Source organism: Sphaerospermopsis sp. LEGE 08334 (assembly GCF_015207205.1).
Lineage (GTDB): Bacteria > Cyanobacteriota > Cyanobacteriia > Cyanobacteriales > Nostocaceae > Sphaerospermopsis.
Map to the genome: position 1 here is coordinate 38,147 of NZ_JADEXH010000018.1, position 25,265 is coordinate 63,411.

Annotated in this window: 42 protein-coding genes; 14 read left to right on the forward strand and 28 right to left on the reverse strand. The window is 35.6% G+C overall.

Annotated features, from left to right (window positions below):
* Nucleotides 1-111 precede the first annotated feature (111 nt).
* The 6 genes from IQ237_RS11880 to IQ237_RS11905 all read right to left on the reverse strand — a co-directional run bounded on the left by IQ237_RS11880 (nt 112) and on the right by IQ237_RS11905 (nt 3,131).
* Entirely contained in the window at nt 112-687 is a 576-nt protein-coding gene (locus IQ237_RS11880; RefSeq protein WP_194055350.1) for a Uma2 family endonuclease, read from the reverse strand.
* 49 nt (nt 688-736) lie between these two features.
* The gene (locus tag IQ237_RS11885; protein WP_194055352.1) at nt 737-1,072 is read right to left on the reverse strand and encodes a XisI protein; all 336 of its coding nucleotides are present in this window, start codon (nt 1,070-1,072) and stop codon (nt 737-739) included.
* A complete protein-coding gene (locus IQ237_RS11890) occupies nt 1,060-1,479 on the reverse strand; it encodes a XisH family protein (protein WP_194055354.1) in 420 nt (139 codons plus the stop codon). The genes IQ237_RS11885 and IQ237_RS11890 overlap by 13 nt, the downstream gene beginning before the upstream one ends.
* Before the next feature lie 243 nt (nt 1,480-1,722).
* Complete coding sequence (locus tag IQ237_RS11895) at nt 1,723-2,358, reverse strand: hypothetical protein (protein ID WP_194055356.1); 636 nt, start codon at nt 2,356-2,358, stop codon at nt 1,723-1,725.
* An 80-nt stretch (nt 2,359-2,438) separates the two neighbouring features.
* Nucleotides 2,439-2,777: a type II toxin-antitoxin system HicB family antitoxin gene (locus tag IQ237_RS11900; RefSeq protein WP_194055358.1), complete on the reverse strand. Its 339-nt coding sequence runs from the start codon at nt 2,775-2,777 to the stop codon at nt 2,439-2,441.
* 93 nt (nt 2,778-2,870) lie between these two features.
* Nucleotides 2,871-3,131 carry a type II toxin-antitoxin system HicA family toxin gene (locus IQ237_RS11905; protein ID WP_194055360.1) on the reverse strand — a complete coding sequence of 87 codons (261 nt, stop codon included), beginning with the start codon at nt 3,129-3,131 and terminating at the stop codon, nt 2,871-2,873.
* 217 nt (nt 3,132-3,348) lie between these two features.
* Here IQ237_RS11905 and IQ237_RS11910 point away from each other — a divergent pair, with 217 nt between their 5' ends.
* Together IQ237_RS11910 and IQ237_RS11915 are read left to right on the forward strand one after the other, a co-directional pair.
* Nucleotides 3,349-3,600, forward strand: coding sequence for a type II toxin-antitoxin system ParD family antitoxin (locus IQ237_RS11910; RefSeq protein WP_194055362.1), 252 nt, complete (start codon nt 3,349-3,351; stop codon nt 3,598-3,600).
* Between the two features lie 2 nt (nt 3,601-3,602).
* Nucleotides 3,603-3,923: a type II toxin-antitoxin system RelE/ParE family toxin gene (locus tag IQ237_RS11915; RefSeq protein WP_194055364.1), complete on the forward strand. Its 321-nt coding sequence runs from the start codon at nt 3,603-3,605 to the stop codon at nt 3,921-3,923.
* A gap of 9 nt (nt 3,924-3,932) precedes the next feature.
* Here the strand turns inward: IQ237_RS11915 and IQ237_RS26685 are convergent, their stop codons facing one another.
* Nucleotides 3,933-4,067, reverse strand: coding sequence for a hypothetical protein (locus tag IQ237_RS26685; protein WP_255512650.1), 135 nt, complete (start codon nt 4,065-4,067; stop codon nt 3,933-3,935).
* Between the two features lie 99 nt (nt 4,068-4,166).
* Nucleotides 4,167-4,352 (reverse strand): hypothetical protein, encoded by a 186-nt coding sequence (locus tag IQ237_RS11920; RefSeq protein ID WP_194055366.1) that lies wholly within the window; start codon nt 4,350-4,352, stop codon nt 4,167-4,169.
* 38 nt (nt 4,353-4,390) lie between these two features.
* On the opposite strand from IQ237_RS11920, the gene IQ237_RS11925 reads away from it, so the two are divergent.
* The 3 genes from IQ237_RS11925 to IQ237_RS11935 all read left to right on the forward strand — a co-directional run bounded on the left by IQ237_RS11925 (nt 4,391) and on the right by IQ237_RS11935 (nt 5,235).
* Nucleotides 4,391-4,528, forward strand: coding sequence for a hypothetical protein (locus IQ237_RS11925; RefSeq protein ID WP_194055368.1), 138 nt, complete (start codon nt 4,391-4,393; stop codon nt 4,526-4,528).
* A 68-nt stretch (nt 4,529-4,596) separates the two neighbouring features.
* Entirely contained in the window at nt 4,597-4,827 is a 231-nt protein-coding gene (locus IQ237_RS11930; RefSeq protein WP_194055370.1) for a hypothetical protein, read from the forward strand.
* A 9-nt stretch (nt 4,828-4,836) separates the two neighbouring features.
* Nucleotides 4,837-5,235: a type II toxin-antitoxin system VapC family toxin gene (locus IQ237_RS11935; protein WP_194055371.1), complete on the forward strand. Its 399-nt coding sequence runs from the start codon at nt 4,837-4,839 to the stop codon at nt 5,233-5,235.
* 124 nt (nt 5,236-5,359) lie between these two features.
* Here the strand turns inward: IQ237_RS11935 and IQ237_RS11940 are convergent, their stop codons facing one another.
* The 3 genes from IQ237_RS11940 to IQ237_RS11950 all read right to left on the reverse strand — a co-directional run bounded on the left by IQ237_RS11940 (nt 5,360) and on the right by IQ237_RS11950 (nt 6,200).
* Nucleotides 5,360-5,524 carry a Uma2 family endonuclease gene (locus IQ237_RS11940; protein WP_194055373.1) on the reverse strand — a complete coding sequence of 55 codons (165 nt, stop codon included), beginning with the start codon at nt 5,522-5,524 and terminating at the stop codon, nt 5,360-5,362.
* Nucleotides 5,525-5,531: 7 nt separating this feature from the next.
* Nucleotides 5,532-5,843: a HigA family addiction module antitoxin gene (locus IQ237_RS11945; protein WP_194055375.1), complete on the reverse strand. Its 312-nt coding sequence runs from the start codon at nt 5,841-5,843 to the stop codon at nt 5,532-5,534.
* 78 nt (nt 5,844-5,921) lie between these two features.
* Complete coding sequence (locus tag IQ237_RS11950; protein WP_194055377.1) at nt 5,922-6,200, reverse strand: type II toxin-antitoxin system RelE/ParE family toxin; 279 nt, start codon at nt 6,198-6,200, stop codon at nt 5,922-5,924.
* 222 nt (nt 6,201-6,422) lie between these two features.
* Between IQ237_RS11950 and IQ237_RS11955 the strand changes: the two genes are divergently transcribed.
* From IQ237_RS11955 to IQ237_RS11970, 4 genes are all read left to right on the forward strand, one after another.
* A complete protein-coding gene (locus tag IQ237_RS11955; protein WP_228020082.1) occupies nt 6,423-6,713 on the forward strand; it encodes a type II toxin-antitoxin system Phd/YefM family antitoxin in 291 nt (96 codons plus the stop codon).
* Nucleotides 6,697-7,035, forward strand: coding sequence for a type II toxin-antitoxin system RelE/ParE family toxin (locus IQ237_RS11960; RefSeq protein ID WP_194055379.1), 339 nt, complete (start codon nt 6,697-6,699; stop codon nt 7,033-7,035). The genes IQ237_RS11955 and IQ237_RS11960 overlap by 17 nt, the downstream gene beginning before the upstream one ends.
* Nucleotides 7,036-7,258: 223 nt before the next feature.
* Nucleotides 7,259-7,474 (forward strand): hypothetical protein, encoded by a 216-nt coding sequence (locus IQ237_RS11965; protein ID WP_194055381.1) that lies wholly within the window; start codon nt 7,259-7,261, stop codon nt 7,472-7,474.
* A complete protein-coding gene (locus IQ237_RS11970) occupies nt 7,475-7,732 on the forward strand; it encodes a type II toxin-antitoxin system RelE/ParE family toxin (protein WP_194055383.1) in 258 nt (85 codons plus the stop codon). It begins immediately after the preceding gene.
* Here IQ237_RS11970 and IQ237_RS11975 read toward each other — a convergent pair.
* Nucleotides 7,729-7,872, reverse strand: coding sequence for a hypothetical protein (locus tag IQ237_RS11975; RefSeq protein ID WP_194055385.1), 144 nt, complete (start codon nt 7,870-7,872; stop codon nt 7,729-7,731). The genes IQ237_RS11970 and IQ237_RS11975 overlap by 4 nt on opposite strands.
* Before the next feature lie 120 nt (nt 7,873-7,992).
* On the opposite strand from IQ237_RS11975, the gene IQ237_RS11980 reads away from it, so the two are divergent.
* Nucleotides 7,993-8,937 (forward strand): DUF1848 domain-containing protein, encoded by a 945-nt coding sequence (locus tag IQ237_RS11980; RefSeq protein ID WP_194055387.1) that lies wholly within the window; start codon nt 7,993-7,995, stop codon nt 8,935-8,937.
* A 25-nt stretch (nt 8,938-8,962) separates the two neighbouring features.
* Here the strand turns inward: IQ237_RS11980 and IQ237_RS11985 are convergent, their stop codons facing one another.
* The 6 genes from IQ237_RS11985 to IQ237_RS12010 form a co-directional block, all read right to left on the reverse strand.
* Nucleotides 8,963-9,874 (reverse strand): hypothetical protein, encoded by a 912-nt coding sequence (locus IQ237_RS11985; protein WP_194055389.1) that lies wholly within the window; start codon nt 9,872-9,874, stop codon nt 8,963-8,965.
* A 24-nt stretch (nt 9,875-9,898) separates the two neighbouring features.
* Nucleotides 9,899-10,549, reverse strand: a complete 651-nt coding sequence (locus IQ237_RS11990; RefSeq protein ID WP_194055391.1) for an alpha-ketoglutarate-dependent dioxygenase AlkB — start codon at nt 10,547-10,549, stop codon at nt 9,899-9,901.
* A 262-nt stretch (nt 10,550-10,811) separates the two neighbouring features.
* A complete protein-coding gene (locus tag IQ237_RS11995) occupies nt 10,812-11,342 on the reverse strand; it encodes a hypothetical protein (RefSeq protein WP_194055393.1) in 531 nt (176 codons plus the stop codon).
* Complete coding sequence (locus IQ237_RS12000; RefSeq protein ID WP_194055395.1) at nt 11,339-12,148, reverse strand: ParA family protein; 810 nt, start codon at nt 12,146-12,148, stop codon at nt 11,339-11,341. The genes IQ237_RS11995 and IQ237_RS12000 overlap by 4 nt, the downstream gene beginning before the upstream one ends.
* 53 nt (nt 12,149-12,201) lie before the next feature.
* Nucleotides 12,202-12,777 carry a Uma2 family endonuclease gene (locus IQ237_RS12005; protein WP_194055397.1) on the reverse strand — a complete coding sequence of 192 codons (576 nt, stop codon included), beginning with the start codon at nt 12,775-12,777 and terminating at the stop codon, nt 12,202-12,204.
* Nucleotides 12,778-12,917: 140 nt separating this feature from the next.
* The gene (locus tag IQ237_RS12010) at nt 12,918-16,904 is read right to left on the reverse strand and encodes a magnesium chelatase subunit H (RefSeq protein WP_194055399.1); all 3,987 of its coding nucleotides are present in this window, start codon (nt 16,902-16,904) and stop codon (nt 12,918-12,920) included.
* 452 nt (nt 16,905-17,356) lie between these two features.
* On the opposite strand from IQ237_RS12010, the gene IQ237_RS12015 reads away from it, so the two are divergent.
* The 4 genes from IQ237_RS12015 (at nt 17,357) to IQ237_RS12030 (ending at nt 19,496) form a co-directional block, all read left to right on the forward strand.
* A complete protein-coding gene (locus tag IQ237_RS12015) occupies nt 17,357-17,959 on the forward strand; it encodes a hypothetical protein (protein WP_194055401.1) in 603 nt (200 codons plus the stop codon).
* A 149-nt stretch (nt 17,960-18,108) separates the two neighbouring features.
* Nucleotides 18,109-18,516: a hypothetical protein gene (locus IQ237_RS12020; RefSeq protein WP_194055403.1), complete on the forward strand. Its 408-nt coding sequence runs from the start codon at nt 18,109-18,111 to the stop codon at nt 18,514-18,516.
* A 459-nt stretch (nt 18,517-18,975) separates the two neighbouring features.
* The gene (locus IQ237_RS12025; protein ID WP_194055405.1) at nt 18,976-19,212 is read left to right on the forward strand and encodes a hypothetical protein; all 237 of its coding nucleotides are present in this window, start codon (nt 18,976-18,978) and stop codon (nt 19,210-19,212) included.
* Nucleotides 19,212-19,496, forward strand: coding sequence for a type II toxin-antitoxin system mRNA interferase toxin, RelE/StbE family (locus tag IQ237_RS12030; protein WP_194055407.1), 285 nt, complete (start codon nt 19,212-19,214; stop codon nt 19,494-19,496). The genes IQ237_RS12025 and IQ237_RS12030 overlap by 1 nt, the downstream gene beginning before the upstream one ends.
* Before the next feature lie 479 nt (nt 19,497-19,975).
* Here the strand turns inward: IQ237_RS12030 and IQ237_RS12035 are convergent, their stop codons facing one another.
* From IQ237_RS12035 to IQ237_RS12075, 10 genes are all read right to left on the reverse strand, one after another.
* The gene (locus tag IQ237_RS12035; RefSeq protein ID WP_194055409.1) at nt 19,976-20,398 is read right to left on the reverse strand and encodes a type II toxin-antitoxin system VapC family toxin; all 423 of its coding nucleotides are present in this window, start codon (nt 20,396-20,398) and stop codon (nt 19,976-19,978) included.
* The gene (locus IQ237_RS12040) at nt 20,395-20,622 is read right to left on the reverse strand and encodes a hypothetical protein (protein WP_194055411.1); all 228 of its coding nucleotides are present in this window, start codon (nt 20,620-20,622) and stop codon (nt 20,395-20,397) included. The genes IQ237_RS12035 and IQ237_RS12040 overlap by 4 nt, the downstream gene beginning before the upstream one ends.
* Nucleotides 20,623-20,660: 38 nt before the next feature.
* Nucleotides 20,661-20,942 carry a type II toxin-antitoxin system VapC family toxin gene (locus tag IQ237_RS12045; RefSeq protein ID WP_194055413.1) on the reverse strand — a complete coding sequence of 94 codons (282 nt, stop codon included), beginning with the start codon at nt 20,940-20,942 and terminating at the stop codon, nt 20,661-20,663.
* A complete protein-coding gene (locus IQ237_RS12050) occupies nt 20,926-21,195 on the reverse strand; it encodes a hypothetical protein (protein ID WP_194055497.1) in 270 nt (89 codons plus the stop codon). Before IQ237_RS12050 ends, IQ237_RS12045 begins: the two co-directional genes overlap by 17 nt.
* A gap of 30 nt (nt 21,196-21,225) precedes the next feature.
* Nucleotides 21,226-21,357, reverse strand: coding sequence for a hypothetical protein (locus IQ237_RS26690; RefSeq protein ID WP_255512651.1), 132 nt, complete (start codon nt 21,355-21,357; stop codon nt 21,226-21,228).
* 86 nt (nt 21,358-21,443) lie between these two features.
* Complete coding sequence (locus tag IQ237_RS12055) at nt 21,444-21,731, reverse strand: hypothetical protein (protein WP_194055498.1); 288 nt, start codon at nt 21,729-21,731, stop codon at nt 21,444-21,446.
* Between the two features lie 29 nt (nt 21,732-21,760).
* Entirely contained in the window at nt 21,761-22,030 is a 270-nt protein-coding gene (locus IQ237_RS12060; RefSeq protein ID WP_194055415.1) for a colicin E5-related ribonuclease, read from the reverse strand.
* Nucleotides 22,031-22,156: 126 nt separating this feature from the next.
* On the reverse strand, nt 22,157-22,951 hold the full coding sequence (gene phnE / locus IQ237_RS12065) for a phosphonate ABC transporter, permease protein PhnE (RefSeq protein WP_194055417.1): 795 nt from the start codon (nt 22,949-22,951) through the stop codon (nt 22,157-22,159).
* Between the two features lie 235 nt (nt 22,952-23,186).
* On the reverse strand, nt 23,187-23,918 hold the full coding sequence (locus IQ237_RS12070) for a phosphonate ABC transporter ATP-binding protein (protein ID WP_194055419.1): 732 nt from the start codon (nt 23,916-23,918) through the stop codon (nt 23,187-23,189).
* 168 nt (nt 23,919-24,086) lie between these two features.
* Entirely contained in the window at nt 24,087-25,061 is a 975-nt protein-coding gene (locus IQ237_RS12075) for a phosphate/phosphite/phosphonate ABC transporter substrate-binding protein (protein WP_194055493.1), read from the reverse strand.
* Between the last annotated feature and the right edge of the window lie 204 nt (nt 25,062-25,265).

A 25,265-nucleotide genomic window follows, 5' to 3' on the forward strand; every position in this document is an offset into this window, starting at 1 on the left:
GTAATTATATAATGAGCAATATAAAACACCTGCTCGTATATGATTAACTAGATCAAGTGTATCACTATTTTGTAATAGATAGATTGAATAATTGTAAATATTACCAAATCATTACCAAATCATCCCCAAATTCAAAACAAAACCCTTTAAAACATCTTCCCCCGAAACCGTAACAGGAGATTCCAAAACCGCAACCTCCTTACCTGGTCTATAAATTTCAACCTGACGAGATTTACGATTAATTAATAAACCCAAACGCACACCATTATCTATATATTCCTGCATCTTTTCCTGTGTAGTCTTCAAACTATCACTAGGAGAAAGTAACTCAATCACAAAATCAGGACAAATAGGAGGAAACTTTTGTTTTTCCTCATCACTTAAAGCATTCCATCTTTCTAACTTTATCCAAGAAGCATCAGGAGAACGATCCGCACCATTTGGCAACTTAAAACAAGTAGAAGAATCAAAAGCTATTCCCGTACCATCAACATCAGTCCAATTAAATAACTGTTGATTTACTCTACCATTCCGATTTCCCGTTTCTCCTCCCGTTGGTGGCATAATAATTAAATCCCCATTAGCTGTTCTTTCAAATCTCAATTCCCGGTTATTTTGACATAGCTGAAAAAACTGATCATCAGTCATATCTATCACTGATTTTAAACTCACAGTTAAAGCATTCATAGCCACATCCTCATTACATAACATAATTCAAAAAAATTGCGAATATATTCTAGCTAACTGCATATTCTGTAAACCTCCTCATAAAAGGAGACTGAAAACCTAACACAATATCCTCTTTACTCACTCCAGCAGCTACCAAATTAGCAGCAATATCATCTTCTGTACCATTCCATTGCAGCCAAATTTTACCACCTTTAATATCAATATGAATAATACAACTATGTACCCAATTTTGACCTTCCCAACCAACATGAACTATTTGATAATGATCACGTTCTGTATCAAAAATTGTCTCAACTTCTATATTGCCGTAAGCTGGTTGTGCTTCACCATATTCTTTTAATATTTCTTGGACAATTTGACGGTATTGATTTAATTTATCCATTGAAAAATCACCTCTTTCTCTACATCATAAATTATCATTTTTACACTATTTTCTAAAATCATCTCCTTGGGAAAATCTAGTTGAAAAAATGTTTTATAAGTTGTTAAAGGTACTGCTAAATATAAAACACGATCTGGTTGTAGTCTTTTCAATGCACCTCGATAATTAATAAATTGTCCTAATGCTGTGTGAAATTCAGAAATAGCGGAAGATTTCTCTAAGAAACTTTTTACTTCTACTGCTATTTTTTGTCCTTCACGTTCTGCACCAATCAGCTTCTCTGCGGCTAAATCAATAGAAAGATTAACTCCTCCTACGCTAATTGTAAATTGGTCATTTGTAATTTGCCAACCATCTTTTTGTAAGGCTATTTTTACAACTTCATGAAAAACATCTTTAGCTGACATACATATCTATCATTATATTGCTGATTATATAATTAAAGTACCAAAAAGCGATACCTTCGGTAAGCTACCGCTAACGCACTACTCCACATCTCAAAATAAGCGATCGCACATCCTACACATCCCTAAACGCGATCGCACTTCCCAAACTCCCAAAAAGCGAACTGCTTGCAGCAGCGCTGGCGCTATCGCCCTCCCAAAATCTCCAAACAGCGATACCTTCGGTAAGCTTCGCTAACGCACTCTCTACATTTCTAAAGTTAACGTTTGCGTCTCTTCGCTTTCTATTTCTTGATTATTCTCTATATCTGGTTCATTTAGTAAAATACGCCAAGAAATAGGAACATGAGCTAATTTATTCCTCAGTTCATTAATTGCTCTAATTCTTTGTAATCTCGTAAGTTTATTTCCTGTTAAAGTTGGATTTGAATGCGAAGAAATAATTTTTCCCCTATCTTCTAGGAAAGATAATGGTTCAGTTATTTCTTCATTAATGTATTGATTTATCTCATTGATAAATGGGTTAGATTCTGATTTTTTAATATTAATTAAAACATTCTTTGTAGCATTTAAAAGGTTTATCCATTCATTCATACTACCACTAAAACAACCATTCTTAGGTTCTTTAGTAGAATCATTTCTATCTAATCCAGTTAAGATATTTTGAATATGTAAAATAGAACTCTCTTCATTTTCAAATTTATTATGATCTGTATTCCAAATATCTAAAACTCTTGTTGCTACAGCAGAAGCTAGAGTAACAATTAATGATTCATTTATATGAAATAAACGCCAAATATTCTCATAATAAACACTTTCTTCTACAATCAAGCGTCTTCTATAAGCCTCAAATGAATTAGGAATAGGTGTCCATAATCGCATATTGTTTCTCTTTGTGTTACTCATTTTTACCTTGGTATTGTGAATCTTAATGAAAATGGTATTTATAAAAAACATTTAATCTATGCTTTGACTGATTTTTCAGCAGCATTAATTAAAACTTCATCCATCCAAGCATTGATACTTTTTCCAGCTTTTTTGGCTGCAATAAAAATTTTCCTGTGATGTTCTGGAGATGTACGAAATGGTAGTTTTCCAGAAAAAGGTTTATCCGGTTCTTCTCCTAATTCTTCACAAAAAGCTAGATAACCATCAATAGAAGTCTGAAATTCTTGACGTGCTTCTTCTACTGTTTTCGCTTTAAATGTAATTACATCATTAATATCAAGAACACGCCCAAAAAGTATTCCTGCTTCTACATCTACTTCAAGTGATGCTGTATATCCTTTGTAAGTCAACATAAGTCTAATAACCTCAACTAGATTTTATTGTGGTAGGGGCAATTTTTGGAATTACCCCAAATCTTCAATATGGACTAATTATAAATCAACTAATTATGGTTCAACTCCTGCTTTTATCAAAAATTCTCTCACTGATTTTACTGCTCCTTTATCGGTTTCTTTTTCTGGATGTGGTTCATGAAAATAACCTCTCACATCATTTAATTTAACTCCTACTCTTGAACCGCTACCTTGACTAATATAAGCACCTAAAGCTATGAATAGACTTTCAATATCTTGCCAAATAATATTTGCTGGTACAGGATTTGTAAAAATTAATTCTAAAGTTTTTCTTTGTTTATTATTAAGATTCATCCTTTTTTGTTTTTAGCAGCAGCTAATGTATAAGATATCATATTATGATATCATGTCAAGAGGTAATTTATATTTAGATGTTTATAAGCGATACCTACGGTAATCTTCGCTACGCACTTCCCAACATCCCAAACAGCGATCGCTATGCAGACTGTTTGACAAAAATTGACAATATTTGCCATAATGAAATAATCAGAAAAATCAACACTTGTTAATTATGACTACAGTAAATATTTCTCTTCCCGATTCTATGCGGGATTTTATCAATGAACAGGTAGAAAAAGGTGGTTACAGTACAACTAGCGAATATATTAGACACCTGATTCGTCAAGACTTAGAAAGAGTTCAACAATCACGAATAGAAAAGTTATTATTGGAAGGATTAGATAGCGGTGACGCAATAGAAATTACAGATGAATGGTGGGAACAAAAACGCTTCCAACTTATTGAAAGAATTCGCAAATCATAGCAATGAGTAGACGAATTATAATTAGACCAAAGGCTAGTGCTGATCTGGATGAACAGTTTGCTTATATTGCACAGAGTAATTTCGATGCAGCATTGAGTTTTTTTGATGCTACTAGGCAGACTTTTTCACAAATAGCACAACTACCGGGTATTGGTAGTATTTATGATATTGGAAATCCTCGTTTAGTGGGTTTGCGAAAGTGGCAGGTTAAAGGATTTGAAAAGCATCTAATTTTTTATTTGCAAGGGGATGAATATATTGAAATTATCCGGTTAATTTATGCTGCACGGGATATTTCACAGATATTAGCAGAAGAAGAATAGTTATATTTATTAAATGGGCGATCGCATTTCCCAAATACCCTCAAACAGCGATCGCATTCCCAACATCCCCAAAACAGCGATCGCACCCTCCAAACCCCAAAAAGTGATCGCATACCACCACATCCTCAACAAGCGAACTGACAAGTCAGCGATTGCGCTATTGCACTCCCAACATCCCCCAACAGAGGTTACTACGGAGTGATATCTCTTCGAGTCCCGTCAGGGATACGCTATCGTATCTGTTTATGATTTTGTACCTTCCAATAATTTGTTAGACTTTAGTTTTGGTTGTAGTGTAACAACCTTATGTCCGCTTGAGTTTTGCTTTTTTTGCAAGTCCAAAAATATGGCACGCAAATCATAGTTAAAGGACTTAGCGTAGACTTCTCGAATGTGATGAATTTCTTCTACAATTTCATCTTCCCACATAATTTATCGCTCCATTAATTCGTAAGGTGTACAAATAGTTGGCATTTCATAGCCAAAGTCTAAATCTTTCTCTATCAAAAAGCAATATCTTAGGCATGAATATCGCACTTCCTCCATATCCCAAACAGCGATCGCACCTCCAACATCCCCAAAAAGCGATACCTTTGGTAAGCTAACGCTAACGCTTATTTATAGTGTATAGTTCAAGTAATAACATCAGCTAAATTTGCCCATAGTAAAAAGTATGTTGCAAGCAATAGAAGGAATTTACAAAGATGGTAAAGTAGAACTTAAAGAATTACCATCTGATATTTCAGAAAGTCTGGTTATTGTCACTTTTTTAAAGTCGGAAAAAAATCAGCATAAAAATCAAATGATGAAGTTTGGTATGTTTTCTGGTAACAACCAGTCAACAGAAGCAGATTTTGAAATTGCTGAATTTCATGGGGATAGTGAGGACAGTTTAGACTGGTGATAATAAATTATGAAATATGTCCTAGATACTCATGCTTTAATCTGGTTTCTTGAAGGTAATTTAAAGTTAGGTGCAAATGCTAAAACTATCCTTTGTGATCCTAATTCACAGTTAGTTATTCCTGCAACTACTTTAGCTGAAGCTGTTTGGATTGTAGAAAGAGGTAGAACATCTATTCCTACTCCTAAAGATGTAATTTTAGCAGTAGAAGCTGATCCTCGTGTGGTAATTTATCCCCTGGATCAAGATGTTATTGAAATGACTATGAGTTTATATTCTATTAATGAAATGCACGATAGACAAATTGCGGCAACTGCGTTAGTTTTAGCCAGTAAAGTTGAGGTTGTGTATTTATTGACTTGCGATCAAAATATCACTGCGTCGGGTTTGGTTGCTATTGTTTGGTAGTTTGTAAATGAAGTCTATTTTAGCGATACCTTCGGTGCGCTTCGCTACGCACTTCCCCACATCTCCAAACAGCGATACCTTCGGTAAGCTTCGCTAACGCACTCCCAACATCCCCTAACAGCGATCACACCCCCACATTGCTAGATATACCACCGAATAAAGGCTTTAATATTAGACTACCATCAGCATTACGTTCAATTTTGATTAATTCATTAATTTGACATAATTCAAAAAATTGATTATCTGTTATTGGAATTGATGGAGGTAGATAGAGAGTGATAAAATTCATATTTCTTCTAAACCAATGTCATAACTTGTTCATATTCTTCCTTGTGACTTTGCAAAGCATCCCAAACATCAACCTTTTGCTGAAGATTTAACCATAATCTTGGTCCATTTCCCAATGCTTTACCCAGACGAATTGCAATATCTACCGTAATAGATTTTTCACCATTAATAATTTCCTGAATTGTTTGATTAGATACTCCTAAAATTTCTGCAAAATTGCTATAATTAATATCTAAATCATCTAAAATATCTGCAATTACTTCACCAGGATGTATTGGTCTTACTAATCTATCTTGAGTTATATCTTGCAGATTATTCATAATTAATACTCCTTAATAATTTGGGTGGCTTTATTTAACGATGTTCAATCATCCAAGATTATATTAGCACAACATTCATTAATGGTAATCTTCTAAATTGACATCATAAGCATCCCCATCTTCAAATTTAAACGTTATCCGCCAGTTTCCTGATACTTTAATTGACCAAGTTCCTTTTCTGTCTCCTTTTAATTCATGCAAATCATATCCCGGTAATCTTATATCATCTACAATTAAAGCTGAGTCTATAACTTCTAATCTAATTCTAATTTTCTTTTCTAGGTTTGCTGGTATTCCTTTATTAAAATTTTCTCTGAATAGATTTTGTAATGCTTTACTTTTAAATGTTTTAATCATCTTGAATTTTATATCATTATGTAGATTATACAAAATTTCTACCTACAGTTACGCGATCGCACTCCCAAGACTCCAAAAAGCGAACTGACAAGTCAGCGCTTCGCGCAATCGCACTCCCAAAACCTCAACAAGCGATACCTTCGGTAAGCTAACGCTAACGCATCCCTTGACAAAATATTTTCATAAAATTAACATGAAATCATCAAATAATTTATTGTAATTATGATGTTTAACTTACGCGATATTCACCCTTTATCAGAATTTCAGCGCGGAGCAAAGATGTTTCTGGATAAGTTAAAGGAAACTAAAGCTCCTATTGTGCTGACTGTTAATGGTAAAGCTGCTGCTGTGGTTCAAGATGCTGAAAGTTATCAAAAACTGATTGATAAACTGGAATTATTAGAATCTGTTGCAAAGATACGTCAAAGTATAAATGAGTTTGAGCAAGGCGAGGGTATGCCCTTAAATCAAGCATTTGCAGAATTTAAACAAAAATATGGCATACCGGATTGAGATTTCACCTAGTGCTATAGCTGATATTGAGAGTATTTTCTTGTGGATAAAAGAAGATTCACAGGAAAGGGCTTTTCGTTGGGTGCGGGGATGTTATGAAATTATGCTGACGTTGGAAAATTTTCCTCAACGTTGTTCTTTAGCCATAGAAAGTAAGTATATGGGAACTGAAGTTCGACAACTTCTTTACCAAAAACAATTTTTGATTTTATTTACAGTTCAACACCTTGAGGAAGAGGAAGGAGTTGTCTATATTCATCGCGTGCGTCATGGTTCTCAGCAGAGATTAGAAAATATACAGGATTTATATGGAGATGAGTGATAAAATTCGCGACTGAATAGCGATCGCACTCCCAGCATCCCCCAAACAGCGATACCTTCGGTAAGCTTCGCTAACGCACTCCCACACCCCCCAAACAGCGATCGCATCCCCCACATCCCCCAAACAGCGATACCTTCGGTGCGCTTCGCTAACGCCTGTCGTTATCCCACTATTTTCTCTTAACTGGTATAATCATTCCTATAATTCACTGTTTAAAGCAACTATGCAAATTAAAGAAATGACGGCGGAACAGTTACAAAACTTAATCCGTAACACAGTAGATGAAATGCTAGATGAATACTTTGGTGATCCTGATGAGGGTAGGGAAATCAAAGAATCATTTAAGCAGAGTTTATTGGAAATTCGGCGTAAACGTCAAGAAGGAAGACCTACTATTCCTCTAGACGAAGTTTATAAAAGGTATGGGATAGAACGTTAAATGAGTTATTCTGTCAGTTTTGAATCAGAGTCTATCACTGATTTAGATAATTTAGATCAGGTTGTGCGTCTGCGGATTCTGAATAAAATTCAATGGTTAAGTGGAAATTTTGAGCAGATAACTCCTCTATCTCTTACAGGTCAATGGTCAGGTTTTTATAAGTTAAGAGTGGGTGATTATCGAGTTATTTATGAGTTAGACTTAGAAAAACAATTAATCATTATTGTTAGAATTGGTCATCGTAGAGAAATTTATTAGATCAACATCCCCAACAAGCGATACCTACGGTAAGCTAACGCTAACGCACTTCCTCCACTTTCTAAAACAGCGATACCTTCGGTGCGCTTCGCTACGCACATCCCCAAACCTTCAAACAGCGATTTTACTCCCAAAACCACAAACGTGATCGCACCGTTAAGTTAATTTTTTTATTAAATTCTGTAGTAATTTTTATAAATTGATTACTCTTAAAGTATGAACTTAAAGTATGAAAAAGTCTACTCAATAGGAAAAATAAAATGATTATTAGCGTTAGCAGACGTACTGATATTCCAGCATTTTACTCTACGTGGTTTATTAACCGTATACGCGCAGGTTATTGTACCGTTCCCAATCCTTTTAATCGTAATCAAATTTCTCATATAAACCTAACTCCAGAAAATGTAGAAATGATAGTTTTCTGGACAAGAAACCCTAAACCTTTGCTTTCCTATTTACCTAAATTAGATGAAAGAGGATATAAATATTATTTTCAGTTTACTGTGATGAACAATCATAATTTTATAGATACTAACAAATCTGATTTATCTCATACTATTAAAACATTTCAGCAATTAGCTAATTTAATAGGCTATGAAAAAGTTATTTGGCGATATGATCCTATTATTTTTAGCAATTCAGGTAAAATTGATTGTAATTTTCATCTTGATCAATATAAAGTTATTGCTAGTCAATTGTCTGGTTATACTCAGAGGTGTGTAATTAGTTTTATGGATAAATATCAAAAAAATAATAAGCGTCTAAAGAAAATAGAAAAAGAACAAAATATTGAGTTTTTGAATTTTGAGAATATTCCTGAAGTTTTTAGTAAATTTATACCCTCCTTAGTGAATATTGCAAATACATATAATATGCAAGTTTTTACTTGTTCCGAGTCAATAAATTTAGAATTTTATGGAATCAATCATGGTAAGTGCATAGATGATAATTATATTCATCAAGTATTTAATATAAAAGTTAATCATCAAAAAGATTCTGGTCAAAGAGAAACCTGTGGTTGTGTTAAAAGTAAAGACATTGGTATGTATGATACTTGCTTATTTGGGTGTCAATATTGCTATGCAACCACAAGTTTTGATCAAGCAAGAGAAAATCACCGACTACATCATCCTGAATCACCTTCTTTAATTGGATGGTATGATCTTGAAAAGAAATCTGATGTTAGACAATTAGAACTATTTTAATAGTCAATTATTGCCATTGAAGGAACTAATATGGGATATCATCATCTAATAAATCTTCACTACTATATTCACCTTTACGAATCACCAGAAATAAAAATCTAATTCGGTAACGAGGAATTAAACCATCTTCCCCAGTTAGTAGATTTTGCCTAACTATCCCAGGAATTTTTAAGGAAGAAGCAATTTCTAATTCACCCCGTTCAATAATTTGATAATCATTTCTTTGATTAGCAATTTTAGCAATATCTTCTAATATTCTCCGATTTTGATCATAAGCAAGCAAATCACCAATAATGATAAAACTATTCAAGGGAGCGCGATCAAGTAAAAATTTAATATTTTCTTGAGTAGCTGAGGTATTCCATATTTCATTTAGACAATTTTGAAATATAAACAGATGACAATTACTAATATCTTCTGCTATTCCTTCAAAAGCATTATCTGAACATAGATCAAACTTGCTGACTGTTCCAGAAATATCACCTTTCCAGAGTTGGGGAACTATAAAATTTTTGGTGATATCTCGACTTAATTTCCATTGCTCAGAAGCGATATCATAAATCTTAACTATCATAGATTTAGTTTCTGGACAATGTTCTGTAAGAAATTGACCTAAACCAGCTACTTCAAGACATGGACCTGCACCAAAAAAGCAAGCGTTTATCTGTTCTGGAAAAGTGAATATTTCTGGAGATAGTCGCAAAATTTCCAAAGTCATTTGGACATAGTGAGGATAGTACCGAATTAAATAAGCTGCTTGAACTTGAGGATCAGAATAGTCTACTTTTACCGTATTTGAGCGATAGGATTTCCATAGGTATTTTGCAGCATTTTGTAAAGATTTAAGATAACTCTCAAATGTCTGATGAAGATTAGGATTATAAAAATCTGGGGAGTTTTTTAATCCTTCTAAAATATACTCGTATAGTTTTTCCATCAAATTGATACACCCTGAGTTAAATTAGTGAATAATTCTAAAGGTTAAATTGATTCGTGGCTGAATTTCTTTAGCTGTTTTAGCAATTTGATGTTGCCAAAAATGCTGAGTTTTACCTTGCATTAATAGCAAACTACCACTGGTTAAATCAATATCAATCTTGTGATTTTTTGAATGCTTATGTCGTAAGGAAAAACGACGGGTTGCACCAAAACTAACAGAAGCAATAATGGGATTTTGTCCTAATTCTGGTTCATCATCACTATGCCAAGAAACACTATCTTTACCATCTCGATATAAATTGAGAAGAACACTATTAAAATTAACTTGAGCGATTTCTTCAATCTTGGATTTAATTAATTTTAATGTTGTATTCCAAGGTTCTGGATGTTGTTCTATACCAGAATAGGTATATGATTTCCCTTCATCTCCATACCATGCTGTTAATCTTGGTATAGGCATTTGCTTACCAAAAAATTGGATTATTTCTTGTTTCCAGTTCACGCTAGAATATAAATCTGAAAAAAGCTGATTGCTTTCTTTAGTGCTAAAAAAATTCGGATATAATATCACTTCTCCATCAGTAGAAATAATTGTTTTTTTATTAACGTGATTTTCTAAAATCACATTATTAGTATCTGGCAGATAGTCCCAAAGACTGATTTGATTATACATGATTTGATTAAATCTCCGCAATTATACATTTGTTGAAATCATCTGCTGTGGTTCAGGATGCTGAAAGTTATCAAAAACTTGCAGCAATATTTACTTTTACCTCTATTTGCTTAATAAATTATTAGCCTTATCATAATTATGATATCATGTCAATAGATAATCTAAAGTTACAAGTTTACAAGCAATACCTTCAGTGCGCTTCGCTAACGCAATTCCCAATATCCCTAAACAGCAATCATTTTAAATTTCCAAAACCAGTAATTTACTCCTCTACTTCTGGTTTATGACTGGAATCACCATCAATCAAAAATGTTGATAGTTTATAATAAGGGTCTTCTTTTTCCTTGTTTTTAACCTCATTAATAATTGTTGCTATTTCTTCAACTGTTCTAGATATTAGCAATTGTATTAATTGATGTATTAAGTCTAAACGAGATTTTTTCGATGAAAAAAAGTTTTTGTCTAAACTTTCACATAATCTTCTAATTTCAACAGATTCAATGAGAATTTCTTTATTCTTCAAAGAAGATTCAAATTCAATAAGTAACTTATATTTTTCTGGTTCGTTATTTTTTAAATCTATAGGTATTTGTGTCTTTGGTGATTCGGATTTTGCTTTACTACTAAAAGATTTGGGTTGAAATTTACTATTATTAGAGGATAGATACGTAAATAAATTTGATGTCACACCTGCTTCCTGCAATAAATTTACCGCTTCTGAGATTTCTGTCTCAGAAAATTCTTCTTGAATAAGAGCTATGCGTAAAGCAATGTGTAATATTTTACTTTTCATCTTAATTTTACCGCCTTTAAAAACTCTTCTGCAACTTTATCAAAATTATATTTTACATCTGTACGCGCTCGTGGTGTGTTAAAAATAGGTTGCCTTTCTCTTGAACCTGCGGCAAAAGACCTAGAACGATGTACTGTACTTTCAAAAACTTTCCACCCGTAGTTTTCAGCTATATTTCTCACACTTCGACATGAAGTAATTTCTTCTGGAGACATATCTTTATTATGATCATTAAAAATGATTCCCGCAATTTCAAGTTTTTGGTTTCTGTTTATTTCTTTATATTTTTTGAGAGACTTAACCAAGAGTGGTAGACCAATAGCTGCTAAAAACTCCGGTTTAACTGGTACAATTACGTATCTACTTGAATTATAAGCTGCTGTTGTTAAAAGTGACTCAGTTGGAGCGCAATCAATAATAATTAGATCATAGTGATGATTTATCGCAGATAAAGATTGTGGTAGTATTTGTCCAATTTTACATTTGGGATCTATTAGACTCCAAGCTAAATCAAGTCTAGATGCAATCAGATGCAATGTAATACCAGCAAAATCTGGTACATCGTGAACAGGTATGGATGATCTAGGCTCATTAAAAATATCTACTACAGTAGGTTGATTATTTTGAATATAACGTAAATATCTTTCAGCACCCATAAAATACTGACTAAGATTTGCTTGTGGGTCTAAATCAATAGCTAATACCCTTAACCTCATTTTCCAAGCACAATACCAAGCTAGATTAAAAGTTAGTGTCGTTTTACCGACTCCACCTTTCATATTAATCATAGATACTACTGTTGCCATATCAAATGATTACCCCTTTAATAGTCAGCATATATTTTTGTAAAAATTACCAATTACCAAATCATCCCCAAATTCAAAACAAAACCCTTTAAAACATCTTCCCCCGAAACCGTAACAGGAGAATCCAAAACCTCAACCTCCTTACCTGGTCTATAAATTTCCACCTGACGAGATTTACGATTAAGTAATAAACCCAAACGTACACCATTGTCAATATATTCCCTCATCTTTTCCTGTGTAGTCTTCAAACTATCACTAGGAGAAAGTAACTCAATTACAAAATCAGGACAAATAGGAGGAAACTTTTGTTTTTCCTCATCAGTTAAAGCATTCCATCTTTCCAACTTTATCCAAGAAGCATCAGGAGAACGATCCGCACCATTTGGCAATTTAAAACAAGTAGAAGAATCAAAAACTATACCCTCTTTATTTTGCTCATTCCAAATCCAAACTTGAGCAGTAATACCCGCATTCCGATTTCCCGTTTCCCCTCCCGTTGGTGGCATAATAATTAAATCCCCATTTGCTGTTCTTTCAAATCTCAATTCTCGGTTATTTTGACATAGCTGAAAAAACTGATCATCAGTCATATCTATCACTGATTTTAAACTCACAGTTAAAGCATTCATAACTACATCCCACAATTACAAAAATTATCACTTTACTCAAATCATAAACTAATCTCTCTCTTTCTCCGCGCCTCTGCGCCTCTGCGTGCAAAAAAACAAAATCTCAAAAATAGGCAGGTATAAAACCTGCCCATCTAAACTTATTCTATACCTTCAATCCGATTTTCCACCTCCTGATACAACTCTCTCAACCTGTCTAAATTCTCCTCACTCGTCTCCCAATAACCGCGACCATTCACTTCCAACAAAGTAGAAACAATCTTGCGGAAAGAATGAGGATTCAAATTCATCAGACGTTTCTGCATTTCCTCGTCTTTAATAAACGTCTCATTGGTTTCCTCATAAACCCAGTTATCCACAGCACCAGCAGTCGCACTCCAACCAGTGGTATTCACCAACCGCTTAGACAGTTCCCGCACACCTTCGTAACCGTGAGACAACATCCCCTCATACCATTTGGGGTTTAACAACTTCGTCCGCGCATCCAAACGCACAGTTTCCGATAAACTTCTCACCTGTGCATTCGCGGTAGTGGTATCTGCAATGTAAGACGCAGGTTTCTTACCATCTCCACGCAGACTTGCAACTAATTTTGTGGGATCTGAATCAAAATAATGAGACACATCCGTTAAACTGATCTCCGAAGAATCAAGGTTTTGGAAAGTTGCGTCAGCAGTTTTCAATGTAGTTTCAAAAATCTGCCGTGACTCATCCATCACACCTGGGTTATCAGAATTGAAAGAGAAAGATTTGCGTTTCAAATACATTTCTTGCAACTCTGCTTCACTATCCCAAGTGCTATTCTCCACAGCCAGGTTAATATTAGAAGAATAAGAACCAGAAGCATTAGAAAATACACGGGTTGCCGCTTGACGCAGATTAATTCCCATCTCCTCCGCTTGCTGTAAAGCGTGTTTCCGCACAAAGTTCATTTCCAAGGGTTCATCAGCTTCAGCAGCCATTTTTACACCTTGATCCAGTAAATTCATCTGGTTGATGAACAGGTCGCGGAATACACCAGAACAGTTAATTACTACGTCAATTCTAGGACGACCCAATTCTTCTAAAGGTATCAATTCCAACTTGTTCACCCGTCCGAGAGAATCGGGAACAGGACGCACTCCCACCATCCACATAATTTGGGCTAGGGATTCCCCGTAGGTTTTGATGTTATCTGTACCCCAGAGGACACAGGCGATGGTTTCTGGCCAATTTCCACCATTTTCCGCCTTGTTGCGTTCTAACAGCCTGTCAACAACGATTTTCGCAGACTGGACAGCCGCAGTAGTGGGGATAGATTGGGGATCTAAGGCGTGTATATTTTTACCAGTTGGCAATACGTCAGGGTTACGGATGGGGTCGCCACCGGGTCCGGGTAAAATATATTCACCTTCCAATCCTTGCAATAAACCACCGAGTTCGTTATCTGCACATACTTGTTTTAAGCAAAATTCCAAATACTCAAACAAGGGTTTTAATGCAGAGGTGTCAACGTTGTTAAAACCTGATTGATACAAAGATTCTACCCAAGGTTCTTTTTTACCCATGTTGAAGAAATTCAACTTGGATACTAAGGAAACTCGACCTTCTGCATCAATTTGTTCTTGTACTAAAGCTGCTACAGCCGCACGGGTAGCCATTGTAATGTCTTGTAACAATTGCACATCGGCTAAAATGCCTTTGTCGCTGTTGCGGTAAATTTCCTCAATGTTGCGGCCTAAGCTGTTAGCAATGATGGATGGTAGTCCAAGTATACCGTCTTCTTGCCGATCTAAACTGGCAATATTCACTAAAGTGGCGATCGCCTCTTCCGCAGAAGGTGGTTTACCAATAACGTGCAAACCGCAAGGTAATAAGCGAGATTCAATTTCCATTAACTTGCGATAAACGATACCGACGATATTATCCCGTTCTTCAGAGGACATATCTTTTGCGTCGGTTTCGGGCAGGTCAATATCTTTATCTAAGTTCACAATCCGGCATTTGTCAACGATCGCATTAACAATGGAAACTCCCCGGCCGCTATCTTTCAAAGTTTGGTAAGAACCTATCAACTCACTGAGTTCTTTCAAACCCTTGTATAAACCAGCATTTTCCGCAGGTGGAGTTAGGTAAGAAATTGTTTCTGCATAACTGCGACGTTTAGCAATTGTCGCTTCACTGGGGTTATTCGCTGCGTAATAATACAGGTTGGGAATTGTGCCAATTAGTTGATCTGGGTAACAATCTCCAGACATCCCCATCTGTTTACCGGGCATAAACTCTAATGAGCCGTGTGTACCAAAATGTAAAACGGCATCAGCACCCCAAATTCTTTCTAAATAGGTGTAGTATGCAGCGAAACCATGATGAGGACTAGCGGAACGAGAGAACAACAAGCGCATCGGGTCGCCTTCATAACCAAAGGTGGGTTGAACACCGATGAAGACATTACCGAAATGCTTACCGTATACTAATAGATTTTGTCCGTCGCTGTTTAAGTTTCCTGGTGGTGGTCCCCAGTTTTCTTCTAAGCGTTGGGAGTATGGTGTCAGTGCTTCATATTCGGGTACTGACATTTTGTAAGCGATGTTGAGTTCAGGACTTGCATATTGCGCTTGTGCATCGTGGATCACTTGTTCCATCAACTCTTTCGCGGTTTCAGGGATGTCCCGCACGTCGTAACCGTTGTTTCTCAGTCCTTTGAGAACTTCATGAATAGAACCAAATACATCTAAATATGCCGCAGTTCCCACGTTACCTTTATCGGGGGGGAAGCTGAAAACGGTGATGGCGACTTTTTTGATTAATTTGGGTTTGCGGCGTAAACTTGCCCATTTTAAGGCGCGTTGGGCAACAATTTCTACACGGTCTTGTAAGGCGATCGCTCTACCTGTTGCCCCATCTTTACCGGATAGGATAATAGGTTCAATTGCTCCGTCTAGTTCGGGAATAGCAATCTGTAAAGCCACTTGAATGGGATGTAACCCCAAATCGCTATCTAGCCATTCTTCGGTGGTTTGGAAGACCAAAGGCAATGCCACCATGTAGGGACGGTTTAATTTTTTTAATGCTTCGATAGCTTTGGGATGGTCTTGTCTAGCAGGTCCACCTACTAAAGCAAAACCGGTTAAGGAAACAACCGCATCTACTAAAGGTAATCTGGTTGTAGGTTCGTAGAAATAAGCATCTACAGGTTTAGAGAAATCCAAACCACCAGCAAATACAGGCAGAACTTTTGCACCTAAAGATTCTAATTCCTGGACAATTGCTACATAATGTGCATCATCTCCAGTCACTAGGTGAGTTCTTTGTAAAACCAAACCAACACAAGGTGCGAGGGGGTCTTTGAGATTTCGGGAAATATCCCTGCGGACAGAATACCAGTTCAGATATTCTCGCACATCTTCAAACATATTTGGCGCTAAGGGATGCCAAATACCCATGTCAGGATAAACTACTGGTGCTTGATAGTCAGCAGCAGCTAATTTTTGTTTATCTTCCCCTTTTAAGACGTATTTATCAGCCAGCATCAGCAGGAAGTTTTCCAGGTTTTCTGCTGAACCACCTAACCAATACTGAAAACTGAGCATGAAGTTTCTCGCGTCTTGTGCTTTTTCCATTGGGAGGAATTTCAGCACTTGGGGAAGGGTACGCAAGAGCTTTAACATTCCATCTTGGAAACCAGCGCCAGATTTCTCTTTACGCTTTTTCATGAAGTTGGCAATAACGCTCTTAGATTGTCCCAACTGCGCCAAGGAGAAGCTACCCATTTTATTAAGACGCATAACTTCGGGCATGGAGGGGAACACAACCGCTACATCAAAGTTATCGCGGTGGGGTTCGACTGCTGCGACGAGTTTCTGCGCTAAGTCTTCAATAAATATCAGGGAAGCGATGAATATATTAGCACTGGCTATATCGCGTTTGAAATCTTCATAGTTTTCCGAGTCACGCAGTTCTTCAATTAAATAACCGCTAATTTCGATGGCCACGCTGGGGTGGTTAGCGTTAATTTCCCGCACTGCTTGAGATAAGGAACTTTGATATTGAGACTCAAGGACAACATAAACGACTTTAATCAGATTGCGTCCGCGTAGGTCGTCTGGTGCAATATGTCTAATTGTGGACTTGACCTGGGTGAACATTCAGATAAGCTCCTTTAAAGCGTGTTCTCATGAAGTTGTTCACGGCTAATATGGCCGTTTGTAACTCCAATTATTTTCGGCAATAAGAGTTTTTTAGCAGAAAACTCTCATTCTGTGGGGGTTTTGTCCTATATCTGACACAAAATGATATAGAAAATGACATATTTATTCATGAATCTTAACAAAGAATGCAGGTTCTCTCACTTGTTTGTAAATTCTGTTTACATTGATATTTTGTTATGTGACAAAAGATTCACGCAGATAGTATTGTAATATTTTGGGTTTGAGTTGGGCGATAGGGATATTATCTAGAAAAGTTCTGCATAGCTTGACAAGAATCATTTGTGATGCTTACTATATAAAGTTGTATATAAAAATGTTATACAGAAAAATTCTGTGTAATAACTGGTTATACCAAATCAAATACAACTATTGGTAAATAAGTAGTGACAATGACAATACCTGTAGAGCTTATTATTCTAAGTTTGCCGGATAAACTCCGCTTATTCATATTAAATGCTTCACTAAAAAATCGTCATTATTCAACATCTAGGATATTTCTGGACTCCGAAGCCGATTTTCTTATAAAAAGATTGCTCTATGCGGTAGATTGGGATCTTCTAAAGGGTTATATGTTTGAACACCATGGTCTTTCGGGAAATCGTCCAAACATCATTGATAGATTTATTACGAACGTTAATCCTAGCCTAGTCGAAACTGTTATCTCAATTCATGAAATGTACCAGAACTATGACACAGCAAAGTTTTTGAGGCGGCTTGTACAGGCACATAAACTGATTTCCAATCGTTTACTTTCTGAAGAAATTGCACAGGATAGAGGTAAGGATCGTGGCTCATCTGTTAGAAGCTACCGCCCAACTGCTCCTATTTCTGAAGAAATTGCACAGGATAGAGGTGAGGATGAGAGAAATTCCTACATTGATCCAGATGTTTACCATGCAAGTTATACTAATGATCCGTTAGATGGTGTGGATTGGGGTGATCCATCAACGTTTAACGAAGCAGCTTGGGATCAAATTAATGATAGGGATTGACTGCTATTCTTAAGGCTATCGCCATTTACAAAAAGTTGGAATTGCAATCATTTAAAATTAGGGTAGTTGTGAGCGATAGCCTGAGTAATCTATAACTTGTGGCATAATCATAATGTAAATTTTAGGAATACCAGCAAACTAAACTTGCCATGAACGTAGAAACGTTTGAAGCGTCCGTCCAGTATAATGACATGGTTGGCTCTGTATCAGTTGATAATGCCGATCAATCTTCAATATCTTGCTGGCTTGATAAAAAAAATCTGAAAGAATCAAATGAGCGATTGTTTGGGATAAAAGTGTTGTCCATCGAGGATAATGTTAGCGTAGTGTTCTTGCTAATTACAGGCGAAAATATGGATACGCTAAGAGAAAAGATTGATGGTGGACAAGTACCACTACAGGTAAGACGCATTAAAGAAGAAATGCCATTGCCTGAATTTTTCAGCTTATTCAAGCGATTTAATCTCACGCTCTCGCCGAATCAGAACAAGCATACAACTAAGGGAATTGAATTTAAAGGAATATTAGATGGGGTTAAATATCAGTATGAAGATTGACCCATTGTTTTCATGTTAGCTTCTTACAAAATAATCAATAATTGCGTTGTGGGAAATTGGGGATTATTTTTGTCAGAATCAGGATAACCAGGATTAAAGGATTTACAGGATATAATTTAATGATTATTGGTGAAAAATTCAGGATGACTTTATTTACCATCATCCAGAAAAATACAACATTCACTATTAACAAATAACCAAGCAATTACATCCTGTACATCCTCAAATCCTGGACATCCTGATTCAGACAAAATAATCCGCGTTCATCTGCGTTCATCTGCGTTCTCCCCTAAATCAAGAAAAATAGGCGATAGTAAAAAGTAGGCGATCGCTCTTTTTATGTGCGAAATGAGTTAAGCGATCGCTGTTTGGGGATAAGTTGGGAGTGCGATATTTCATTATTAGCAAAGCTACAAGAGAAATACTAAAATAAATAAAGTAATTCAGTTGAGAGCATTTATGCAACAAACTAACACATTTGAAGAAGTTCTCAATCTAGTGACTGACCTACCACTTGATCAACAAGAACTACTAATTAGTATCCTACAACGTCGAATAGCTGATATGCGACGAAAAGAATTAGCAAGTTCATCACAGGAAGCACTAGCTGAATTTAGAACTGGTAATCTTAAACCTCAAACCGCAACTGAAGCGATCACTGAATTAAGAACTTACTTAAATACTAATGAAACATAATGAGAAAACTAGTTCTTACTTCTCGCTTCAAGCGATCCTTGCGAAAATTCATCAAACATGATCAGAATTTACAAGCACGTATTGAGGAAACATTACAGCAAATGGAAACAGATTTATTTGCTGCTAACCTTGCTACCCATCAGTTAAAAGGTGAATTTGATGGTTTACGTGCTTGTTCCTGTGGATATGACTGTCGGATTATTTTCTCCATCGAAAAAGATGATGAAACTGGTGAAGAAATAGTGGTTCTTTTAAACATAGGTTCTCATGATGATGTCTACTAAAGAAGAAGTCGGGAATCTTAAACCCAGTTTATAATCTTCTTTGCGTCCTCTGTGTCTGGAGTGGTTCATTATTTCTTCAACTAGGAAAATTACAGATTAATCAATAATCAAGAATTGGTTTGTAATCAGTTAGTAATGAATTTGTCAGAATCAGGATAACCAGGATTAAAGGATTGACAGGATGTGATTTAATAATTGTTAGTGAAAAATTGGGGATAATTTTATTTACCATCATTCATACAAATACAATATTAACCACCAACAAACAAATTAACAATTACATCCTGTACATCCTCAAATCCTGGACATCCTGATTCAGACTATTTACCATCATCCAGAAAAATACAACATTCACTATCAACAAATAACTAAAAAATTACATCCTGTACATCCTCAAATCCTGGACATCCTGATATGGTTACGCCACGCTTCGCTATCAGACAAAAATCTGTATTCATCCCTTAATTAATGCTGATATATTAATCCCAAGGACTAAAAACATTAACAGACGAAAAACCAAAATCACTAATATTACGAGTAACAATAATCAGATTATTTTCAGATGCAGTTGCAGCAATCAAACTATCCATAATTGGTAGTTTTTTACCTTCTGCTTCAGATTTACCACAAATTTTTGCCCAAGTATCAAGAATATTCTCGTTTAAAGGTAAAATTCGATTAGCAAATCTCTGTTCAAGTTTTTGTAGCCATTTCTCCAATTTTTGATAGCGACTAGGTTGAGATTTTTCTATTCTCACAACTCCCTTTTTAATTTCCGCAATAGTGATGATACTAATAAACAAACTACTTTCTTCTTGTACATCTATCCAGTTAATAACTCTTTCACAAGGTTGTTTTTTGACATATTCAGAAATAACACAAGTATCTAATAAATAAGTCATAATATAATATCTCTACCTGTATCTTCATTTCGTTCAAATAATGTTTCATTTTCTTCTAATTCAGGTAAAAGCAGTAATTCTGATAACTTAACCTGAGATTTATCTGATGGAGAAATCTTAATTTTCTCCAACTCATACAACCAACGTTTAAGAATAGTATTTTGTTCTTCTACTGGCAAAGTTTCCACTGTTGCTATCACTTTCTGAAGTAATTCTGTAGTCATAATTTCCTGTGGGAATAAAGGTATTTATCTATTATAGCTTAAACTAGGAATAATCTATGAATTATTTTTGTCTGAATTAGGATAACCAGGATTAAAGGATTTACAGGATATAATTTAATAATTATTGGTGAAAAATTCAGGATGATTTTATTTACCATCATCCAGACAAATACAACCTTATTTTTACATCCTTGCATCAATTCCATCGCTACATAACCAGGTAAAGCAATTTCTTCATCTCCTAAAGAACTTAACCAAATAATTGCAGGTGGATATTTACGCAGAAAATCAATAACAATATCACTATCTAGGAGAATCATAATCTCTCCTTTGGGACTGTTCACGTAACTGACGAGCGTAAACAAGACTATCTGTAATATCGTCCCTTTCTTCCCATAAACCTATCACACTCGAATCAAGTAACTCACGAGCAGTTAATACTTTTTTCTTTGAAAGTAGGGGAGATGATAGCACAATTACCTCTACAATAGTTCCCTCTGGTAATTCAGTTATAGGTAATTCAATTTTGCCATTTTTACCAACAGTTGCTTTTTGTTTAATTCCAGTAATCATGATTTATCTTGATTTACTTATTTATTGTTATTATAACATAGTCATACAACATTCAGCACCAACAAAAAACCAACCAATTACATCCTGTACATCCTCAAATCCTGAACATCCTGATATGGCTACGCCACGCTTCGCTATCAGACAAAAATTATCCGCGTTCATCTGCGTTTATCTGCGTTTTCTATCCTGTATATCCTAATTAAGACAAAATAATTCTGACTTTTGACTAAAGATACTTTTCAATCTTATTACTCATCTAAAACAAAAGAAACAAAAGCAGTTCCTTCAGGTAAACTTTGACTAATAAACTTTTTAGCTATAGACACACTTTCTTGATAATCATCAATTTCACTTAAATCTAATGAACCTGGATCTTCAGCAATTTGATTATCAACATAACACCATAAATTTACACCTAATATTAAAATCTCCCTTTCTGCAATTTCTTTAATAAACTCCAGCGCATCAGCAGGAGATAATAGTAATTCTCCGGCTTTAATAATTCCCGTTGCTTGATATTTGTCAATTAACTTCATATTTTTTACTCCTATTTCATTGATACTGTTTAGTATTGTTTTTCAATCCATTTAGGATCATTAATATCACTGACTTGAACTACATCACCTGTAATATCATTGCAGACGATATATGCACCATCACTACGGTAATATACAGTAGCAGGATCATCTTTCCTTGTACCATCTATATTATATCGTCTATCTCTTGTGTGTTCAGTTTTGGCAGGATTTAAGTAAACTAATTCAAGCATTTCTTCAGTCCACCCTCTTTTACTCATTTGTTTTTTGATTTTTGCCCCAATATTTAATTTTTGCATATAATTTACTGGGAATACCAACGGAGTAAACACCATCTCAATGCTACTAGACAATTAGTAGATTCTCATGGGTACTGGGTTTGTTTTTACAAAATTGGGATGCTCCCTTAATTTTCACCTTAATTTTTACATTGAATCCAAATAACGCCGTAATTTACTACTAATAACATCAATTACTGTTACTACTACCAATAGCACTAACATCATGGTTGTAGCTTTGTTGTATTCAAAACCATCTATATAACTTTTTAACTGAAAACCTATTCCACCAGCACCTACTACACCCAATACGGAAGCAGCACGGATATTGTACTCAAACATCCACAAAGTATAGCCTAATCCCAAGGGTAAAACTTGGGGTATTATTCCATATTGAACTACTTGAATTCTTGATGCACCAATTACCTGTAAAGATTCTAAAGAACGAGCATCTACAGCTTCAATAGCTTGTTGATAAAATTTAGCCAGATAACCAACTGTGTAAATGGATAAGGCTAAAGTTCCTGCGGGTGCGCCTAAACCGGTAGCTGCTACAAATATTAAACCGAGAATAATTGAGGGAACAGAACGAACGGCATTTTGCAGTAAATTTGCTAACCAACGTAACCATAATGGAGCGATATTATTAGCACTGGCGATCGCAATTGGTAAGGAAATAATAGCACCAATAGAAGTTCCCCATAAGGACATTTGCACGGTTTCAATTAATCCTTTAATTGCTATATCTACCACTTTCCAATCTGGTGGAAATAAGCGACTAATAAAATCTATAATATAAGGCCAGCTATCTTTTAATAGTGCAGAGTCTACTTTTAAACCTTGCAAAGCCCAAATATAAGCTACTACCATTACTAATACAAGCACTATATTAATTAGCCAAGAGTAATGGTGAATAAATTTAGAATTAAAGGATTTTTTCATTTTTTCGCAAGACTCGTAATTTTGATTGGAGAATATAAAAATAAAATCAATAATAATGTAAGTTGCTAATTGGGCAATTTGTCAGAATTAGGTGGTTATCGAGCGACTTGTACTGAGCGAAGTCGAAGTAAGTCGAGATGATGTCCAGGATTTAAGGATTTACAGGATTAAAACAAAAATGTTATCAGCAAAAATTAAACATTAATTATAAAGTTATTGGGGTGAATCTAGATTTTTACACACTTATAACATGAGAAAATTTTTCTTGCAAGTTATCACATTTTCCGTCATAAACTACACGACCAGCATCTAAAACTATAGCTCTGTGAGCGTATTCTGCGGCTATGCCTAAATCATGTAATACTGTGATAATAGTTAAGCCTTGATCTGTGTTGAGGTGAGATAAAGTTTGCATTACTTGTTGGGATGCAACTACATCTAAACCGGTGATAGGTTCATCAGCTAAAAGTATTTGTGGTGATTGAATTAAAGCACGAGCGATCGCTACTCTTTGTTGTTGTCCACCGCTTAGTTGACCTGTTTTTTGATACATTTGCTCCCTTAAACCTAATTGTCCTAATAATTCTTGGGCAAGAATGCGATCGCGTTTAGGAAAACCAAATAAAGTTTGTCTAGTTGTTCTCACACTCAAACGACCACACAAAACATTTTCAATAGCTGATAATTGCCGAATTAAACCTCCACCTTGAAACAACATTCCAATTTCCTGGCGAATTTTCGGCAATGTTTGAGGAGTAATTTGTAAACCACTAATGTGAATTTCTCCTTTTTCCAATGGTACTAAACCTACCAGCGATCGCAACAAAGTAGACTTACCTGCACCATTCAAACCCAACAAAACTACAAATTCACCTTGTGCAATCTCAAGATTAATATTGTTGAGGATGGGACGATTTAAAGATGCAGTATAAGCCGTTTCTAAATTATGACATTCGATCTGTTTCACGCTGGTAATTGATAATAGCTAATTGGATATAAGGAGAAATTTTTATAGGGGTTTAGCATTGTGCTTCACCCCTAATCACAGCATATTGCAAATCAATGAGCTACAGAATCTCAATTGAACCTTATGTACAAGGACAGTTTTACTCCTGACTCCTGACTTCTGCTGTAATTATGGTTCCATTCCCAAAGTTTTCAGAGCTTCGCGGACAGGTTTGAGATGACGATTATGATCGACTCTCACTAACTCTGTAGAATTATACAAGCTCTTGAGCATTTCGTTATTTTCTGGTCTATTTAACTTCAGTAGGGCGTTAATGATTTTTTCCCGAACATCTGCTCGAATATCATCATCAAAAACAACTCCGTGAGCAGGAACACCAGAAATTTTATGCAGCACACGTAACTTAGCCCGATCTTCATTGGAAATATAAGGGGGGTACATGGCATATTCTGATACTACTCCCACATCCGCTTGACCACGCACTACAGCTTCTAAAGCTTTACTGTAATTACCGCCGTAGGCAATTTGACCAAAGAACCCTTCCATACGGTCTTTATCAGGTACAAAACCGTTTTTCACCAACTCACTCACAGGGAACATAAAACCTGAACCAGAAGTAGGAGAAGTAAACGCCATTCTTTTACCCCGTAGTTGTTCCAGAGTTGCTTTAGCTGTATTTCTGGTTTGCAGAGGGCTATTTTTGGGAACAACAAATATGGAGTTGTAAGTAAATCTCCCGGAATAATTGTCACGAACTTCCGCTAAGTGCAAACGTGCATTTGCTAATTGTTCAGCCTTCAAAGCTGGACGACTACTCAAGAAAGCCACATCAGCACGGTTTGCTCGTAAAGCTTCCACGGCGGCTGTATCATCAGCTAACTGCGCTCTTACAGGCATTCCCAATTCTTTAGACAAGAATTTGGCTACCTTGTTAGCCTTTTCTTGCAAATCAGGTGCATCCTTTCGAGTAGGAAAAACTATTGTTAAAGTTTTGGAACTTCTTTGGGCAAGTAAGCGTGGTGCTTGTTGGTTGAGATTCGGGTTAGCTACAACTTCTTGCATTCCGCCCAAGGTGCTAACTAAACCAGCGAGGGCTGCAAATGCCCCACTAGCAGCTAATAAGCCCTTTTTAGTCACACTCACTTTATGGCTATTCATTAGTAACTTTTCTCAGTATTTTTGCAAATAACTTTCAACTAATCTGGTAAATCAATTTAAAACTTTTAGGAATAAAAGTCAATAAGCTAGATGAAAATTATTTCCAATATTTATTTGCAAAATTTACTAAATTACGTTTTATCGTAATTTTGTGTAAACTATTGTGTTTAATAGTGTTTAAATAAAAGT